The following is an 18,262-nucleotide window of genomic DNA, read 5'->3' as shown; positions in this document are numbered from 1 at the left end:
TTCTTCGCCTTCTTGGCACACTACAACTCACAACTTGGAACTCGGAACTGATTCTTTGTTCTTTCCAACCCCCTGCCTGCTGCCACGTTCAAGCAGCACTACGCCGCGTGGGAGCTATCCCCAAAGATCGGTGTGGTAGTTCTCCGTCTTGAGCCTGAATTTAATCTGGAAGTCAACGATTTCTTGCCACTTGAGAGCACTGGTTGTTGAAACGAAGCTTACCATTTCGCTTCCGATTCCGAAGACGGGCTCTATGCTTTTTTCTATACTGGAGTTTTTTATCACGTTGTAGTCAAGCCTGTAGTCGCCAATTATGGCATGGTCTTCGTACATCTTTGCCTTCACACTCTTTCCGTTAAAGACTACTTCATCTTCAATCGGGAAGGAAAGACCCATGTTTCCCGGCATTATCTTGTCGTGCAGCTGAATGACTTCATTCACAGTTGGTTTCGTCCAGCTCTTTCCACAAGAGGAACAGGAGAACCCCGATCTGAAGCTCTTAATTGATGCGATTGCTCCACAACTAGGGCAGCGCCAGATTAACTTCTCTATGTGCTTGTAGTTTCTGTATGGCAGTTTGAAGGTGGGATCTTCTTTGCCCAAGAAGTTCATGACCTTCTCTTCAAGTTGAGGATCATCTGCTTCAATGGGGTTTCCAAATTCAACAGTCGAAGTACCAATAGAGAATGTTTTCGACCATCTTGGCCAAAGCCGCTGAACTCCGAAGAACTTCACAGGGATTATGGGTATTTTCAACATCCTGAAGAGTTTCCATATCTCCTTTTTTGTATGAAGAGGCCTCCCATCCCACGATCTTGCCGCCTCCGGTGCAATTCCGAGAGGGACTCCCTGTCTTATGGTGGAAAGCATCTGTCGAATTGCAGACGTATCGACGGCGTATCGCCTTACCGGAATTACTGCCAGCCAACCCAGCAAGCCCAATCTGTCGACATAGATTGCAGTGGCGACGAATCTAATGTAACGCCACGTGGAGTAGAAAATCAATGGGCCGTCAAAATGCGTTTGGTGCGCCAATGCGATTACAAATGGCCTTCTATCTCGCAAGACTTTTGTGTTCTTCACTTTAGAAGGCAAGATGAAAAGAATTACCAGCTTCACAACGAAGGAAGCCACAATGAACTGCCAGGGGATAGATGTTGATTTGTCAAAGGGAATTTGCTTTCCAGCTTTGGGAATCATGAATGGAAGTTTTTCTTTGTACTCACTGTAGCCAGTTACTCTCTTAGATGTAAGGTATTCTTGAAGCAACGAGTAAATAACGGCCAATGCACCGATTACGGAGACATATAGCACTCTCCAGTAATCGCCACAGAGGAATCCCATGCCGAAAAGGAAGAGAATGAAACCTGCGTTAAACGGATGGCGAACAAATCTATAAGGACCACTCTGAACTGTAGTTTCCGGTCCAAAAGAAGTGGTTGGAAGTCTTCCAGACCAGTAAAAGACGACCAGCGCAGAGTACACGGACAAAAGAAGTGATCCTGCGATAATTACTGATGCGATAACGGTAATCGCTACTGGTGAAGAAAAAGGCGCTCCGCCGAAAAGAAGAATGGGGATTACGATCCACATTATCGCGAGTTCTATAGCTGACATAATGAGCTTCATCTCAACCCCTCCACTCTGAACACTGCCCCTCCATCTTTACAGTTCTCTGCATTGATTGAGAGCCTTAGAACTTTGCATATCTTGCCGGCAATCGAAAGACCTAGCCCGTGACCTTCCCCACCTCTTGAAGTGTCGCTTCTGTAGAACCTGTCAAACACCTTGTCTAATTCGTCTTCATTTATCCCTTTTCCATAGTCTCTAACATTAAGTGCACCATCTGAGAATGTGATCTCTATTGGGTGATCGCCGCCGAACTTCACTGCATTCTCCACGAGCACTTTAAGAACAATCTTAAGGAGGACTTTGTCCGTTTCGACTTCAATGTTCGGAACATCAACCTTGAATTCGACCGATTGGAATGAAGGAGTTCCCAGTATGAGTTCATGTATAAGCTCCCGTAGATTGAAACTAGTTACCTGGATTTCCATGCTGGGTCGCGAGAGGAATAGCAAGGACTCGGTGATAGTCATCATTTTGGCGGCAGTATCGTAAATACTGTCAGCAGCTTCTTTTACAACTTCGGGATCTTGAGATCCCCAGCGCTGAATCAGTCTCGAGAAGCCGAGGATAGCGGTGAGAGGAGAACGAATTTCATGTGCTATGTCTGAGGAAAACTGTTCCTGCCTGCTGTATCCGTCCTGAATTCTGTCTAAGGCTCTGTTGAGATCCCCTTTCATTTCGGCGAGTTCGGAGGTTTTTGGATCACTCTCGAGCCTCCGTGAAAGGTCGTCCAGAGTTATCTCTTTCAGCAGGCGCGAGGTTTCCTTAAGCGGTTTGGAAACTCTACTTCCAAGAAGGAATCCGCCAATTACCGAAAGTACTATTCCAACGAACAGCGATAGAAGAAGAGTAGTCGACAGACTCTCGAGGAAGAAATCCAGGTCATCCATTCTCGCGCCCAGGATAACCTTCTCATCGCCGTTCCAAAAACCGTAAAGAAGATAAGAGCTTCCCTCCAATCTTGTACGGACGTATCCATCTACATCCGGCACAGAAGCTAGCTCTGTAGGATTCTGGACCACAGTGTTGTCGACTCTTACATAGAATTCAGTAGTTCCTCTGCCGATTGACATTCTGCCCATCCCAAATCTGTAACCCTTACCCATAGGAGAATCCATGAAGATCCTCCGCATCTCTGCAGAGTAATTGCGTATGAAAACATTTTCCGAAACTCCGTACACGAACAGGGCGGAGACACATAGTATGAAGACAACAAGTACTACCGAGTAGATGGCTACCTGCGTCGCAGTCGAAAGCTTCTGCTTATCTGACAACGTAGCCAGATCCCCTTACCGTCTTGATTATTTCGCCGCTCTTTCCCAATTTCTTGCGAAGGTAATTGATATAAACTTCAACAACGTTTGGATTACCCCAGTCCTCGCTTCCCCAGACCTTTTCAAGCAATCTATCTTTCGACATGACAATTCCGGCATTTGACAGCAAGACAGCCAGAAGATCGAACTCAGTTTTGCTCAACTGAAGTTCTTCCCCTCCTAGGGTGGCTTCTCGCGACTGAAGGTCAAGGGTTATCTCATGGTAGCTTATTCTTTCCCCTTTTCCCTTTCTCCGGAGAATAGCTTCGATTCTAGCTAGAAGCTCCTCAATAGCAAACGGTTTAGGCAAGTAGTCGTCTGCGCCGCTCTTCAGGCCGCGTACACGGTCCTTCACTTCGCCTCTTGCAGTAAGCATTATTACGGGTAGATCGGTCGAAACATACTCCCTGATCTCTTCGAGTACCGAGAAGCCGTCGATTCCCGGAAGCATGACGTCGAGAATCAGAAGATCAGGAAGTTCCTTCTCAAGATACTTCAGTGCTTCCTTCCCATCACCCAAGACTTCTATTTCATACCCCTCGTGGCTTAACTCCATGCGGAGCAGTTTCGCAATATGTACATCGTCTTCTACAGCTAAAATCCTTCCCTTCACTTCTTCACTCCTCTATCTCTCAACATGTACGACGAAGTCCCACCGAATATCATACCTGCCGTCATAAGCAGCAACCCTATTACCTCCATTTTACCCGGAATCTCTCTCAGTATTATCATCGCGAAGAACAAAGCAAATGCCGGTTCGCCAACATAGATAAGTGATGCGCCGACTGATCCGAGAAATCTCTGGAATCTCAGCTGTACTGCCACGGCGAAGATAGTAGCGAATACCGCCGAGAAGAGAGCGACAGTGACTATCGATCCGCTTACCCGTACCCCGCCATCGACAAAAGGAATGAGGATCAGATTAACGATAATGACTACCACAAACTGAGGGACCAGCAGCTCCATCTCTCCTGAGTCTTCTCTTTCTGTGAAATACGAGATGAATACTACATGCAGAGCAAAGGAGATTGCACAAAGGGTTGTGAGCAAGTCGCCAAAGTTGAAACCGGCTTCCGGCGTCGTCAAAAAGTAGAGTCCAACGAGAGACACAGCGAGCGCAAGAATCTGATACCTGTTGGGAATACGCTTTTCCACAACCGGGCCGATTATCGCTACAAGCCCGACGTAGAGAGCGGTAATAAAGGCGCTTTTCGATGCTGTGGTGTGAACAAGTCCCCAGGTTTGAAACACATAACCGCCCGAAAGAAAGAGCCCGAGAATCAGTCCCTGAGTGAAGCTTCTTCTCGAAAGCCTTATTCCCAGCTTCTTCCTTATGGGGATGAGTAGCAAGAGAGCAAATGAAAAGCGAAGAGCATTATAGAAAACAGGGGAAAGCCCTTCCAGTATGTTCTTCTGAACTGGAAAGGTCAGTCCCCAGAATGCAACAACGAGTAGTAAGTTGACGTATGCCTTTGACTTCTGCTTCATCAAAGAAAGAATTATCCCTTTCGGGACACTCTTAGTCGCCTGCGCTAAGTACTATTGCGATTACAATTCCCGCGATCAGCACTCCGATTATCGAGAAGAGTATGATGTTGTCCGTTTTCTTCTCTTGCTCTGTCTTCTCAGTTAATCTGAAATCGACCGAAGTCGTCATGTCTCTGTTGATGTAGACATTCTGTTTGGAATCGTGGTAACCCCACTTGGAGACTGTTACCGTATGGCTTCCAACCTTCTCAAAATCTCTGTAAGGTGTGTCACCGGCATACTGTCCATCCACATAAACCTGACCATCGGGGATCGATGTAACTTCCAGATAACCGTAAATGTAATTTGGCAAGAGCGAGAACTGAAAGTTGCTTGAACCAGGTTGCACGTTTATTGTTGCCGGTCCGTATACGAGGTTCCTGTCTGTGTAGATGTATACCGAGTGCATACCGGCCTCCAAAGTTGTCGTGACCGGTGATTTTCCCATGAATATTCCATCGACATAGACATTTGCATCCTTTCTGTCTGCACTGATTGTAGTCCTAACCGTGAAAGGCACATAGCTGTTATAGAAGTAAGTATAACCTATCCCCCAGCTTGTGTTGAAGACAGGGTCAATCGCAATCGACAAATTGTTCACGTTCTGACCCAAATATGGGAATGGATATCTATCGAACAGAGAAAACACATTCCCTAAGAAATTCAGGGGAGAAGTCGATGCAACGACTACTATCGTCTCTCTTCCTCTGTTTGATTCGACCTGCAGATTGTATTTTGTGGTCGCCTTATCCGTCGGTAGAGTGTAGGTCCTTCCACCCTGGACGTAGTTGTCCTGATCATAGACATTTGGAAAGAGAACCTGGACCTGCCCCGACTGATCGATATCCAGAACAGCCACATAGGCGCTTCTGTCAACGGAGAAAGACAATCCGAGCGACTCGCCACCGTAGTAAGTTGATCCGGTACCCTTGTTCAAGGTTACGTTTACATTGATGCTAGCTCCTGACCTGTTCAGGAACATAAGTCCCTGAGGGTCATAAGCGACTGACGTGGCAATAAGAGAAACACTGAGAGCAATAATCGCAATAAGCAGTACTTTCTTCACGCTAATCCCTCCTTATCCCTTTAGGCTTTCTATTGCATCGGTGATAACGCCTGTTGATTTCGAAAGTTCCTGAATTTCCTCTTCTGAAAGTCCAACATGCAGTATTCTTTCTACTCCACTTCTCCCTGAATACTGGGAACGCTGAAAGGCACATCCTGCATACCTTCAAATTCCCTGTGTACAGATGAGACTGTAAGGACTGAGTGCTGATCGTTCGGAATAGTGGAAAGCACCTTTGATACAGCAAGCCCTATTCCGTAGTATGTTGAACCCTTCTTTTCACTAACACGATAAGCAGCGCTTCGTGTCTCTTCAAACAGTTTTTCAAACAAAACGTCTTCGCAGTTCCCGCAGAACTCCTTTATCGGAATACCTGCGATGTCGACATTCGTCCGGTTAACGATCTCAGTATCACCGTGTTCACCAATAACATATGCGTGAACGTTTCTCGGGTCAAGTCCACAGTGGTCGGCTATGCTCTGTCTTAGTCTTGCCGTGTCCAAGGTAGTACCGGAACCGATGACTTTGCTCCTGTGAAAGCCAGATATCTTCCAGGCAACTCATGCGAGTATGTCTACCGGATTCGAGACGACCAAAATAATCGGCTCTTTGCTGAATGAAAGTACTCATCGACTGCTCTCTCAACCATTTTTGCGTTGTTCTTTAAAAGCTGGAGACGACTCTCCCCTTCTTTCTGTGGCCTTCCGGCGGTAATAACAACAACATCGGAATCTGCCGACACATCGTAACTTCCACCGGATATCTTCACCGGTCTCACATACGCATTTCCATGACTCAGGTCCATAGCCTGACCCACTGCAAGTTCTGTATTTACATCAACAAGCGCTATCTCTCTTGCAATTCCCTTTATCATTGTTGCATACGCAATTGACGAACCTACCATTCCGGCTCCGATTATCGAGACTTTCATCTATCACCTCCCGACAGGAGTTCATCAAACCAATGTCGGAATCGTGATTCAAGGTTCCGCTTCTCCACCTTCTCGACTATCTCTCCCTTGAGAAAAATGACTCCGCCGGATGCAGTGCCGGCGATCCCAATGTCCGCATCTTTTCCTTCCCCAATTCCGTTTACAACGCATCCCATAACGGCTACAGAAATGTCATCCTCGATATTCCCTACCCAACTCTTCACTTTCCTTGCAAGAGACTCAACATCTATTTCGGCTCTTGCGCACGTCGGACAGGAGATCACGTCAACTCCCTTTCTTAGCCCAAGTGAACGAAGAATGCTCAAGCCTACTTCGATCTCCTGAACGGGGTCTCCCGACATCGATACTCTTATGGTGTCTCCAATGCCTTTCAGCAAGAGTGTGCCAATACCAATAGAAGACTTTACGGTTGAATCAAGCCCGAAACCTGCCTCTGTAACTCCAAGGTGAAGCGGATAATCGGTCTTCTCGAACAGGTATTCATTTGCACTCACAGTCTCTGATACCGATGAAGACTTAAGAGAAATCACAATGTCCTCGAACCCTGCACTCTCAAGTATTCTTACTTGCGCAAGAGCGCTCTCTGCAAGAGCGGTGGGTTTGTCGTACAAACCAAAACTTCGGTCGAGAGAGCCAGAGTTTGCGCCAACTCTTATTGGAACACCGAATTCTTTAGCAACCTTCACTGTCTCCCGGACCTTCCATTCCTGACCGATATTTCCCGGATTTATCCTTACCTTTGCTGCACCGTTCTTTACGGACTCAACTGCGAGTCTGTAATCAAAATGAATATCTGCAATTACAGGGATTTTGCTTGATGAGCAAATCTCTTTGATGGCCTGTGCTGACTCAAAATCCGGAACGGAGACTCTTACAAGATCACACCCGGCATCTGTAAGCCTATCGATCTGCTCGAGAGTTGCAGGAATGTCGATTGTCTTGGTATTTGTCATTGACTGAACCGAAACCGGATTTCCGCCACCGACCAAGACATTCCCAACTCTTACGATTCTACTCATAACCATCTGCCGATATCGATGAACGTAATATAGATCATGAACCCCATGAGTATCATGAAGCCAATCACATTGATTAACCCCTCAATCTTCGGATCCAGTCTCTTTCTGGTAATTATCTCAAGCAAGGCGAGCAACATCCTCCCACCATCCAGCGCGGGGAAGGGAATCATGTTTATCACTCCGAGGTTGAGCGAGATGAAGCCCGCGAGGAAAAGAACTATCCTCGGCCCAAGGCTCACTGCCTGGTCAACTATTGTTACCAGTCCAATAGGACCGGTGAATTCGTTGATGTTCGCTCCTCCAGTGAAGAGGCTGCCAACAACCTTCACCATGGTTATTAGGAGATCGTTTGCCCACTGAACCCCGAGAACTGCGGCCTCAACCGGGCTATCTGGATACCAGTAATCGCTTCCCTGAGAAAAGGCACCGACCTCACTCACGAGAGCAATCATTTCGTTCTTGGTCATCGTTAAGTCAACTACCTGTCCATCCCGTTCCAGGGTAACGACAAATTCTTCAGGGAAGCCGTATCTAGCGAAGGTAGTCTCTCTTCCTGTGAACTGAATTAGAAGTTCGTTTGGTTTCAAGGAGAGGAGCTGACTCATGGTTGTAAGATCATAACTTGTCTCGGTTGTCATCCCGTTTACCGAGACAAGAACATCTCCCTTCCTGAACTGGCCGAAATCAGTTGCAACTATCGGTTTGAAGTTTGCATAGTAGATCCCCATTGCGTAGCGTTCCTCTGTTGGCGAATAAGTCAGAAGCGTGCCGGAAAGATTCGAACCGTCGGCAAAACCAAGTCTGATAGTGCTCTCAGGAGATAGTATGCCGCCGTATCCAACGTAATCGCCGCTGAACGATGCTCCGTTTATTGAAGAGAGAGCATCGCCAAATTCACCTGAGACATTGCCGATCACAATGAAGGCCTCTTGAGGAAGCATTTCTGGGATTAGAGTTATTTCGACTTCTCTGCCTTCCCTAATAACTACTAGATCTATTTTCTCGCCCCTCACAACGGCTTCGCTAAGTCTTGTATTGTCTAGTAGAGTCTTACCATTTACTGAGGCGATCCTATCTCCGGGAAGCATTCCGGACAGTGCTGCAGGAGAACCAAGCTCGACCTTGTCGATCTTGACTTCCTGAAAGCCCCAAACTACTGCTACCAGAGAGAGTATGAGAAAACCCAGAAGCAAAGAAAAGGCCGGACCGGCGAAATAGATAATGAATCTCTGCCAGGCCGGCTTGTTCTGTATCTGCTCGTTATCCGGAACGGAGGAGTCTATAGCATCTAGGTCTTCTCCGGCAGGTCTCACGTAACCGCCAATTGGAAATGCGTTTATCCTGAATGTAGTCTTCTTTCCTTTTTTTGACCAGAGCTTTGGACCCATTCCTATGGCGAATTCTAGAACTCTCACTCCAAAAACCCTCGAGAACAGGTAGTGACCGAGTTCATGAACAACCACTATCCCCGTTAGAATGAGAAGAAAGTACACTATTGCTAATAACATCTATTCACCTCTTCTTGAGCCAATCTTCTTGCCAGAACGTCAATCTCGATAATTTGACTGTAATCGACCGGATTTAGATCATCTGTTCGGGCAACCGTCCTTTCAATTATATTGTAAATGCTCCCAAAAGGCATCCTACCCTTCATAAAAGCATCGACTGCTATCTCATCTGCAGCATTATAAGCGATTTGCTTGCTGACAGTTCCACAAATCTCTCTCGCAAGTGTCAGAGCGGGAAATCTCTCTTGCTGCAGTTCTTCCAGGGCAATTGGTATGCCGGCTATCCTCTCTTCTCCGAAAAGATGGTGGTGCACTGGATAAGTCAGAGAATATGCAATCGGAATTCGCATGTCCGGGCGCCCCACATGAAGTTTCATAACGCCATCATTGTACACAACACCGGCATGAACAAAACTGTTTCTACAAATATAAGTATCAATTTCGCTCGATTCGAATCCAAAGAGATATTTTGCTTCAATTACTTCGAGTCCCTTGTTAACCATTGAAGCGCTATCAACGGTTATCCTGTTTCCCATAGACCAAACAGGGTGTTTCATGACATCTTCACGGCTTGCTTGGTGAATCCTTTCTTTCGGCCAATCCCTCAGGGCGCCGCCAGATGCGGTTATCAAGATTCTCTCAGGGCGAACAGTACCGTCAAGAAGCTGAAAGAGGCCGCTGTGCTCTGAGTCGACCGGGATAAGCTCTACCCCTCTGTCGGCACATCTGTCCGGAAGAAGATTACCTCCACAAACGATAGACTCTTTGTTCGCAAGACATAGTCTGCTGCAAACTTCAGCCGCCTTAAGGCTGAATCTCAGTCCGGCCGCTCCGCTGACCGCAAGCATCACATAATCCGGGCGGGACTTTTCGAGCATCGTTTCTATCCCCTCTTCGCCTTGGAAAAAGGTTGTTTCCGGAAAGGAATCGACTAGATCCTCTTTTTTTTCAAGAGTGGCGGCGAACTTGGGATGAAATTCTGAAAGCTGTTTAGAAAAAGAGACGAAATTGTGGCCACTGGAAATGGCCACAATTTCGATTTCTTCAATCTTATCTACTATTTCGAGTGTCTGTGAACCTATAGATCCGGTAGAACCAAGAACAGCCAACCTTTTTTTCATGACTCAAACTTCTTTTTTATCTCGGCCGGTTCTCCAGAAGTATCTTCAATTATCTTTTGAATCTCTGATTGGGAAAGCGCCATAATCTTCTCGACTTTTTCGGGCACGTTCTGTCTTTTGCCCGGGACGCATTTGTCTGCGTTCTCTTCCTTGTTCGCGACCTTTATGGCAAAGGCAGCACAACCGGGTGATCCACAGATTCCGCAGTTTATGTTTGGAAGAATCGCAAAGACCACAGCAGCTCTAGAATTCTCTTTCAGTTTTCCCTTGTAACTGTCGATTTCTTCCTGAGTCGGTCTTTTTGGTTTTGGCGGCGCTGCTTTTACTTCTTTTCCGGAGACAGCGATCAGTTTTTCCAGTGTCTTTTCCGCATCTTCCTCTGCCTCTTCAAAGAGAGCAGTGAGCTTGTCGACATCCGTGTCCATGATTAGCTTCAGTTTTTCAGGTACGCCGGATCGCTTGCCCGGAATACATCCATCCAGCGGGGCTTTGCCTTCGGCGATAGCTTTTGCAAAAGCCGAGCAACCGGGGAAACCACAAGCGCCACAGTTGACGCCTGGCAAAGAGGCTTCGATGAGTGTGATTCTAGGATCTTTCTTGACCGCAAACTTCGCAGAGGCGAAAGCTAGAAAGACACCTGCTCCTATGCCAAGTATGGCCATAAACAGAACTGAATAGACTACTGTCATACACACCGCCTCACAGTTTCACGAGGCCCTGGAAACCCATGAAGGCCATCGAGAGCAAACCGGCTGTGATCAACGCAATGGCAGTGCCCTTGAAGGGCTCCGGAATTTCGGAGAGCTCCATTCTCTCTCTTATAGTTGAGAAAAGAATTAGCGCGAGGGCGAAACCAAGTCCGGCGCCGGCGGCATTAACTATTGTCTCGAGCAGCGTATAGTTCTGCTGAACATTCAGAAGCGCCAGACCGAGAATTGCGCAATTGGTAGTTATTAGGGGGAGAAATATCCCCAGCGCATCATAAAGTGACGGACTGGCCTTCTTCAGGAAGATTTCTACAAACTGCACCAGTGTTGCAATAATCAGGATGAACACTATTGTTCTAAGAAAAGGAATACCGAGCGCGTCAAGCGCGATGTTCAAGAGCCATGTGATTATTGAAGCCATGATCATTACAAATGTAACGGCTATGCTCATTCCAACAGCTGTATCTGTCTTCTTCGAAACACCGAGGAACGGACATATTCCTAGAAATCTAGATAGAACGAAGTTGTTTATTAGAATTGCTGAAAGAAATATGAAAACCAATCTGGTAGCCATCAGTCAACCCTCCTCATTTTGCTGCCTTCTTAGGTTTGCTACGCCTTATTCCAAGGTAGTTGAAGAATGCGGCAAGCATTCCCAGAGCAATGAATGCACCTGGAGGGAGTATCATGGCAAACATCTTCACATCCGAAAGGTGGTAGTTGAAGATTGAGCCATTGCCGAGAAACTCTCTTACTGAGCCCAGCAAGACCAGAGAGGCGGTAAAACCAAGTCCCATTCCGAGCCCATCCAGGAAGGATCTGAAGACACCGTTCTTTGAAGCAAAGGCCTCTGCTCTACCGAGAATGATACAGTTCACCACAATCAGAGGGATGAACAATCCCAGAGTCTTCCAGAGATCATAGATGAAACCATGCATCAGCATATCGATCATAGTTACAAAGGAAGCAATTATCACAATGTACGAAGGGATTCTGATCTTGTCCGGAATGAACTTCCTTACGAGAGAGATCGTAATGTTCGACATTGCTAGAACGGCAGTCGTTGCTAGCCCCATGCCAAGACCATTCTCAGCGCTAGTCGTAGTGGCTAGAGTCGGACACATTCCCAGAACCTGAATGAAAATCGGATTCTGCTTGAAGATTCCGTTTGTGAGGACTTTGAACTTAGATTCAGCCATTATCGAACACCTGCCTTTTCCAAGAACTCGGATATAGCATTTAGTGAGAATGCGACGGCTCTTGGAGTTATCGTCGCTCCAGTCATCACGTCACTTACTGTGACTATTCCGTCTTCTTGCTTTCTAATCTCTATCTGATCTCCTGAGGGAGTCACTCCTGCGTCTTTGTCAACCCTTACGCCCTTGTCAAGGCCCTTAGTAGCTATAGGGAAGAACCTCTGCTGGACGACATCGTTAGCAATATTGGCTCCAAGTCCTGGGGTCTCTTGCGAGTACTCGAGAACTTTTATTGCGTTAAGGCTAACTCCGTTTGGTCCACTGACGAAGGCAGCCATCGTCTTAACATCTCCGCCATAACCGACCGCGATTCCTATTGCTACGTATATTTCGCTGCCGTCTTCCTTGACAAACTTGTATGCAGGACTTTCAACCTTTCCCTGTGAACTTGTTGCCGTATAGATTATGCCTTCCGATGAGTCGAATCCGGCGGGAAACCATTCAAACTCCGCCAGTTCGCTGGCAGTCTCAGGGATGTTTTCTGCTGCTATAAGCAACTCTCCAGTCTCCGCATCTGTAAGGACTTCTCGGATAGCCTTTAGTTTTGCGCCTAATTCCGCATTGGCGATGGGCTCCTTAACGACAGTATAAACTACCGAAAGAACCAGTGCGGCAATAATAGTAATTACCATCAGAGTAATGCCCGTCTTCAAGTATTCACGCATTGCTCTTCACCTTCTTTGGCTTTCCAAATATCTTGGGCTTGGTCCCCATATCTATTAGAGGCACGAAGGCATTCATCACCAGAATTGCGAATGAGACACCTTCCGGATAACCTCCGAATAACCTGATGATCATAGTCACAGCTCCACAACCTATTCCGAAGATAATGTGCCCTTTGATAGACATCGGGCTAGTCACCATATCTGTTGCCATAAACAGAGCTCCAAGCATGAGACCGCCGCCAAAGATGTGATAAAGAGGCGAACCAAAGCCCGGATTCACCGCATAGAATATCGAGGCCATTATCGCAACCGTTCCGACGTAGGCAATGGGGATAAACGGTGCCACTCTCTTTCTTAACAACAACCAGCCAAAGCCCAATAGAAGCAGCAAAGCGCTGACTTCCCCGATCGAGCCGGGGATTGTACCGAGAAACATCTCTTGCAGAGAGAAGACTCTTGGTGCTCCCTGTTTCAATATGGCCATTGGCGTTGCAGTTGTTTGCATATCGAACGGATTGAACCATGTTGTCATCTGAACGGGGAACGAGATAAGAAGAAAGACCCTTCCGACCAGTGCGGGATTGAAGAAGTTCTTTCCGAGACCCCCAAATACTGCCTTCGCGATTACTATTGCAACAAAGACACCTATCAGTGCCTGCCACCACTCGACAGATACTGAAAGGTTCAGTGCAAGCAACAATCCCGTGACGGAGCCGCTAAGATCGGGTCTGAAGCTCTTTTTCTGTCTTACGAATCTCATCACGATGAATTCAAGAGCCTCTGCGCCTAACGTACACACAAGGATAAGAGCGAGGGCCTTCAATCCGAACGAAACGACTGCCCAAACTGCAGCCGGAGAAAGCGCTATCAAAACGTCCAGCATTATCTTACGAACGTTGTCTTCTGATCTTAGATGAGGTGCTGCCATCATTGAGAGCTTCACTTCTTCGCACCTCCCTTCAAACTTCTGTAGACCTTCTTATGCAGTTTGAAGTTCTTGACTAGATCGATCTTTGCAGGACAGGCGTAGGAACAGCTACCACACTCAATGCAATCTAGCAGGCCGTTCTCCACTTGAATGTCGTACAATCTGTTTGTGCCGTAGAGATTGAGGAGAAAGGGTTGGAGGTTCATTGGACAAACAAAAGTGCATTTCCCGCATCTTATGCATGGAAACTCTTCTGTTGGTTTGCTCCTGAGAAGCAGGGTTATCCCGGAAGTGCCTTTGACCGTAGGTACATCAGTCTTAGGAACCGTCATTCCCATCATAGGACCACCGAAGACGGCTCTTTCCACTGATTCCTGCACGCCTCCAGCATATCTGATCAACTCATCCGCCATTATCCCGATTCTCGAGACCACGTTTACGGGTTTCTTGATTCCTTCACCCGTAATCGTCACGCCTCTTTCGACAAGAGGGCGGCCAAGTTCGACTGCCTCATAGACAGAGAATGCAGTTCCAATATTATCGACTACAACCCCTACATCTAGGGGAAGCCCGCCTGAAGGAACCTTTCTTTTCGTCAGCGCGAATATTAACTGCTTTTCGGCTCCCTGTGGGTATTTTGTTCTTAGAGTCTTCACCTGTATCGAAGTTGACCGGACCGCCTCTTTCATCTTCTCTATCGCCTTTGGCTTATTGTCTTCAATTCCAACGATAGCTTCTTCAACGTTTAGTGCACGCATCAAAGCGAGGATTCCCCTGACTACTCCCTCAGAACGCTCGAGCATGAACCTGTAATCAATGGTAAGGTAAGGTTCACACTCTGCGCCGTTTATGACAAGGAGATCGATTTTCTTATCCTTCGGAGGGGACAGTTTGACGCTGGTCGGAAACATTGCGCCGCCGAGCCCAACAATACCTGCAGACTTAACCCTTTGCACGATCTCTTCGGGTAAAAACTGATCGAATGGTTTTGCTGGCTGAAGCAGGTCCCACTCATCTTCTCCGGTCCTATCTATGACAATCGCATCGTCAAGTTTTGCAAGAGTGGGATGATAATACTTGGCAATCTCTTTAACCTCGCCTGTTAGAGGAGAATGGAGATTTGCAGAAATGAAGCCGCCAGCTTCGGCAATTAGCTGGCCGGTTCTGACTCTGTCTCCAATACTTACAACAGGCTTTGCTGGGACTCCGGCGTGATTAGCAAGAAAAACATAAACCCTTTCAGGAGGCGGTAGAACACTTAGCTGACAATCTTGGGAAAGTTCTTTTTTCTCTGGCGGGTGCACCCCTCCTCTGAAGGTAGGCAACCTCATTTAGTTATCACCTCTCAACCTTAATCAATAGATGTTTGCCTTTCTGGGATCCCGAATATCATGAAAGTGACTGCGACTCAAAATGGAAAAAGCGATTGATATTATCAAACAATAGGAGCGGATCGCTCCGCTCCTATTATAGTACAATGTTTGCGTCTTAACTTAATCTAAAACTACTTTCTGGTTATCCTTCCGCTATCGGCGTAAGCGGTTATCGGGCTTATCTCTCCAACGAACTCAACCACTACATCTGCCAGCACGAATCCGGTGTCGTAACCGGAGAGTCCTGCAAGGACCGTATAGCCGTCACCGCCAGAGGCAAGGTAGTTATTTGTAGCAACTTTGTACACCTTATTGTCATCAATGGGTTCTCCGTTCACAAGAATATCCTTGGCCTCGCCATTCTCTATTACATAAGTTACTCCGCTTACCTGAGCCATCGCTCCCTGCCCTGGTTCTCTGGTTGCCGTGTACTCCAGAAGATCTCTGAGGGCTGTCCCCGGTACATCAACAACGTAAAGTGTATTTCCGAACGGGAGTACTGTAAGAATGTCACGATATGTGATCGGACCAGCCTGAATCGAAGCTCTGATACCACCGGAATTGGTTATTGCAAGGTCCGCTCCGGACTTCCACACCATCGCGTCACAGATCAAGTAACCGAGGTTTGTGTCTTGGGCTCTAACTACTCCCCTGTCACCCTCAAGCTTGATCGTTGTTTCACCGACAACTATGCCAAGAGCTTCTCCTCCGGCCTTCTTGAAGTAATCAAGAACAGTTGCCACTGCGAAGTCAGGTTTTATCTCTTCTGCCAGGACAGGAAGATTCCTGAAAGAAACGAAGATTACCGTTCCGTCGACGATTTCCAGATCGAGCTTGCCCACATTCTTTGCCCATTCTCCAGCAGAAACGATAATTGTTTCGTTGATTATTTCAGGTCTTTCATAGAAAGTGTGGCTGTGTCCGTCAACAATAACATCGATTCCGTCAACCGCCTTGGCAAGCTCCCAGGAATTCGGGCCCGCAAGAACCGGATTGCTTCCCATGTGTGTAAGAGCGATAATTATATCCGCCTGGGCCTCCAGAAACGGTATGATTTCCTTGGCGATTTCTATGACATCCATCCATTCGTAGTCCTTGGCGTACAAGTATTCAAGGATTTCAGTCTCCTGAGCAGTGAATCCTACTATTGCAACCTTTATTCCGCCAACTTCCTTGATAATGTATTCCTGGAAGGCCGGTTCTCCGTCCTTGTAGATATTGGCGCTGAGGAACGGGAAGCTAGCAATGTCCATCTGCTTAGCAAGTACCGATGCGTCGTTGTCAAATTCGTGATTTCCGATAGCCATCGCATCGAGTTTCATAAGGTTCAGTGAAACTATGTCTGGAGCTGCATCCTGCAGGTCCGACTCTGGAACACCGGTGTTCATGTCACCTGCGTGCAAGAAAAGAGTGTTGGGATTCTCCGCTCTAGCCTGGTTGACCAGAGTGGCTACGGCCGCAAGCCCGCCGAACTCGCCCTCTGGCCAAATGTGTCCATGAGTGTCGTTGATATGGACAATCGTAAGTCTCTGAGCCATGACAAATACGGCCATGACTAACAGTAGGGTAATCAAAAGAACTTTTTTCATACTTCTACCTCCTTATAGAATATCGGTGATTTCTCCAATTAACTCGAAATCGAAGTGCCTATCTCCTTCACTTATATGGTAATTGATTATTTCTATTTCTGCGCAGTTTGAAGAGACAGTTCTTGAGCTTTTTGTAACCAGGAAACCGTTGAGTTCCGTTTCGGCCGGCTCTGCAAGATACAACGATTTCACAGTGAGAGCCAGTCTGAAATACCAAGAACCAAGGCGCCTCGCATTCATTATTGTCTCTAGGGGAACAAGCGATGTAACAATTGTCGTACAGATTATCAGTATAGCTATCAACAACGAAAAATAAGCTACTCCTTTGCCTTTATTCTCTGGGCGAGATGGTCTTGCCGCCAGCCACATCTCCCTCGAAGTCCTCCTCTTTAACGTGATTGAGAACTGCGCTGTTTCTACCTATCTTAAGATTCTCGGGAATGATTACGTCCGATCCGACAACGACAATACCCGAATCATATATGTGTGGTTGAGATTCGTGTGGCACTTCGTCTCCATAACCAACAACCACCCCATCTCTAACTGTCGTTCTCTCTCCAATTATCCCCTTGTCTATGACCACATTGCTTCCAATTTTGGAGTTTGTCATAATCACAGAATTCTTAACAACCGAACCTTCTCCGATCTGCACGCCTTGGAAGATAACTGAATTCTCTACTCGACCGTAAATCTCTGCCCCTTCGTTAATCAGGGAGTTTCTGACATGAGAACTGGTTCCGACGTAAGCAGGGAGATACTCTTCCGTTTGGGTGTAAAACCTCCAGGAAGGATCGTGGAGGTTCAGTGGAGGAATAGGCCGTGTTAGCTCTATGTTTGCTTCCCAGAGAGATTCGATCGTACCGACGTCTCTCCAGTATCCTTCGAAGACGAAAGCGAAAAGCCTTCCAGCGTTATCATGTACGATCTTCGGCAAGATGTTCTTCCCGAAATCATTGTCACTCTCGGGATCCTTTTCATCTTCGATTAACCTTTCTCTAAGGAACTTCCAGTCAAAGACGTAAATCCCAAGAGAGGCAAGATCCGACTTCGGTTGTTCAGGCTTCTCCTGAAAGTCGACTATTTTGTTTTCAAAATCCGTTATCATCATGCCGAATCTATTAGCTTCAGACAGCGGAACACGCATACATGCTACTGTTCCCGTGGCACCTTTCGAGAGATGATAATCGATCATTTCGTTGTAATCCATAGAGTAGATGTGGTCGCCAGAAAGGACTACAACAATTTCTGGGTCGTAATCATCGACAAAATCAATATTCTGGAATACGGCATTTGCCGTTCCCTTATACCAGTTTGAATCTCCCTGAGCGATGAACGGCGGGAGAATGACTACCCCCCCATCCTTTCTGTCAAGATCCCAGGGACGACCTATTCCGATATGCCTGGAGAGAATGTGAGGCCTGTATTGAGTAAGCACACCAACTGCGTAGATTCCAGAATTCACGCAGTTACTAAGTGCAAAGTCGATTATCCTGTACTTGCCTCCAAAAGGCACCGCCGGTTTTGCAACCTCATCGGTTAGTAATCCCAGTCTTGTACCCTGTCCGCCAGCTAGAATCAATGCTACTACTTTTTTGGCCATACAATCACC

The 18,262-nt window shown here is 47.0% G+C and carries 19 protein-coding genes; all 19 read right to left on the bottom strand.

The features are described 5' to 3' along the window. Positions 1-114 precede the first annotated feature (114 nt). On the bottom strand, positions 115-1,629 hold the full coding sequence (locus tag B3K91_RS05720) for a 1-acyl-sn-glycerol-3-phosphate acyltransferase (protein ID WP_292588113.1): 1,515 nt from the start codon (positions 1,627-1,629) through the stop codon (positions 115-117). Continuing rightward, positions 1,626-2,903: a HAMP domain-containing sensor histidine kinase gene (locus tag B3K91_RS05715; protein ID WP_214060711.1), complete on the bottom strand. Its 1,278-nt coding sequence runs from the start codon at positions 2,901-2,903 to the stop codon at positions 1,626-1,628. Before B3K91_RS05715 ends, B3K91_RS05720 begins: the two co-directional genes overlap by 4 nt. Continuing rightward, positions 2,893-3,555: a response regulator transcription factor gene (locus tag B3K91_RS05710; protein WP_214060710.1), complete on the bottom strand. Its 663-nt coding sequence runs from the start codon at positions 3,553-3,555 to the stop codon at positions 2,893-2,895. Before B3K91_RS05710 ends, B3K91_RS05715 begins: the two co-directional genes overlap by 11 nt. Then, positions 3,552-4,430 (bottom strand): DMT family transporter, encoded by an 879-nt coding sequence (locus B3K91_RS05705; RefSeq protein ID WP_214060709.1) that lies wholly within the window; start codon positions 4,428-4,430, stop codon positions 3,552-3,554. Before B3K91_RS05705 ends, B3K91_RS05710 begins: the two co-directional genes overlap by 4 nt. Positions 4,431-4,461: 31 nt before the next feature. Next, on the bottom strand, positions 4,462-5,535 hold the full coding sequence (locus B3K91_RS05700; RefSeq protein WP_214060708.1) for a DUF4384 domain-containing protein: 1,074 nt from the start codon (positions 5,533-5,535) through the stop codon (positions 4,462-4,464). Between the two features lie 110 nt (positions 5,536-5,645). Next, positions 5,646-6,038 carry a hypothetical protein gene (locus B3K91_RS05695; RefSeq protein WP_292592706.1) on the bottom strand — a complete coding sequence of 131 codons (393 nt, stop codon included), beginning with the start codon at positions 6,036-6,038 and terminating at the stop codon, positions 5,646-5,648. Between the two features lie 71 nt (positions 6,039-6,109). Beyond that, positions 6,110-6,466, bottom strand: coding sequence for a lactate/malate family dehydrogenase (locus tag B3K91_RS05690; RefSeq protein WP_292592708.1), 357 nt, complete (start codon positions 6,464-6,466; stop codon positions 6,110-6,112). Next, complete coding sequence (gene ispG / locus B3K91_RS05685) at positions 6,463-7,506, bottom strand: flavodoxin-dependent (E)-4-hydroxy-3-methylbut-2-enyl-diphosphate synthase (RefSeq protein WP_292594251.1); 1,044 nt, start codon at positions 7,504-7,506, stop codon at positions 6,463-6,465. Before ispG ends, B3K91_RS05690 begins: the two co-directional genes overlap by 4 nt. Beyond that, positions 7,503-9,014: a site-2 protease family protein gene (locus tag B3K91_RS05680; RefSeq protein ID WP_292594249.1), complete on the bottom strand. Its 1,512-nt coding sequence runs from the start codon at positions 9,012-9,014 to the stop codon at positions 7,503-7,505. Before B3K91_RS05680 ends, ispG begins: the two co-directional genes overlap by 4 nt. Continuing rightward, a complete protein-coding gene (gene dxr / locus B3K91_RS05675; protein ID WP_292594247.1) occupies positions 9,005-10,135 on the bottom strand; it encodes a 1-deoxy-D-xylulose-5-phosphate reductoisomerase in 1,131 nt (376 codons plus the stop codon). The genes B3K91_RS05680 and dxr overlap by 10 nt, the downstream gene beginning before the upstream one ends. Continuing rightward, positions 10,132-10,824: an RnfABCDGE type electron transport complex subunit B gene (locus B3K91_RS05670; RefSeq protein ID WP_099829342.1), complete on the bottom strand. Its 693-nt coding sequence runs from the start codon at positions 10,822-10,824 to the stop codon at positions 10,132-10,134. The genes dxr and B3K91_RS05670 overlap by 4 nt, the downstream gene beginning before the upstream one ends. A gap of 10 nt (positions 10,825-10,834) precedes the next feature. Then, on the bottom strand, positions 10,835-11,416 hold the full coding sequence (rsxA, locus tag B3K91_RS05665; protein WP_099829341.1) for an electron transport complex subunit RsxA: 582 nt from the start codon (positions 11,414-11,416) through the stop codon (positions 10,835-10,837). A 13-nt stretch (positions 11,417-11,429) separates the two neighbouring features. Further along, positions 11,430-12,041 (bottom strand): electron transport complex subunit RsxE, encoded by a 612-nt coding sequence (gene rsxE / locus B3K91_RS05660; RefSeq protein ID WP_165775344.1) that lies wholly within the window; start codon positions 12,039-12,041, stop codon positions 11,430-11,432. Then, positions 12,041-12,763 (bottom strand): RnfABCDGE type electron transport complex subunit G, encoded by a 723-nt coding sequence (locus tag B3K91_RS05655; protein ID WP_214060079.1) that lies wholly within the window; start codon positions 12,761-12,763, stop codon positions 12,041-12,043. Before B3K91_RS05655 ends, rsxE begins: the two co-directional genes overlap by 1 nt. Next, positions 12,756-13,706 carry an RnfABCDGE type electron transport complex subunit D gene (locus B3K91_RS05650; protein ID WP_214060078.1) on the bottom strand — a complete coding sequence of 317 codons (951 nt, stop codon included), beginning with the start codon at positions 13,704-13,706 and terminating at the stop codon, positions 12,756-12,758. The genes B3K91_RS05655 and B3K91_RS05650 overlap by 8 nt, the downstream gene beginning before the upstream one ends. Next, positions 13,703-15,022, bottom strand: coding sequence for an electron transport complex subunit RsxC (gene rsxC / locus B3K91_RS05645; RefSeq protein ID WP_292592715.1), 1,320 nt, complete (start codon positions 15,020-15,022; stop codon positions 13,703-13,705). The genes B3K91_RS05650 and rsxC overlap by 4 nt, the downstream gene beginning before the upstream one ends. A 173-nt stretch (positions 15,023-15,195) precedes the next feature. Further along, complete coding sequence (locus B3K91_RS05640) at positions 15,196-16,653, bottom strand: 5'-nucleotidase C-terminal domain-containing protein (RefSeq protein ID WP_292594244.1); 1,458 nt, start codon at positions 16,651-16,653, stop codon at positions 15,196-15,198. A 12-nt stretch (positions 16,654-16,665) separates the two neighbouring features. Further along, complete coding sequence (locus tag B3K91_RS05635) at positions 16,666-17,022, bottom strand: hypothetical protein (protein WP_292588143.1); 357 nt, start codon at positions 17,020-17,022, stop codon at positions 16,666-16,668. Then, positions 16,985-18,253, bottom strand: coding sequence for a glucose-1-phosphate adenylyltransferase (locus B3K91_RS05630; protein WP_292588145.1), 1,269 nt, complete (start codon positions 18,251-18,253; stop codon positions 16,985-16,987). The genes B3K91_RS05635 and B3K91_RS05630 overlap by 38 nt, the downstream gene beginning before the upstream one ends. Between the last annotated feature and the right edge of the window lie 9 nt (positions 18,254-18,262).

Source organism: Mesotoga sp. UBA5847 (assembly GCF_002432735.1).
GTDB lineage: Bacteria > Thermotogota > Thermotogae > Petrotogales > Kosmotogaceae > Mesotoga.
Note: the sequence above shows the minus strand (reverse complement) of the source record. Positions and strands in the feature narration are given on the sequence as shown.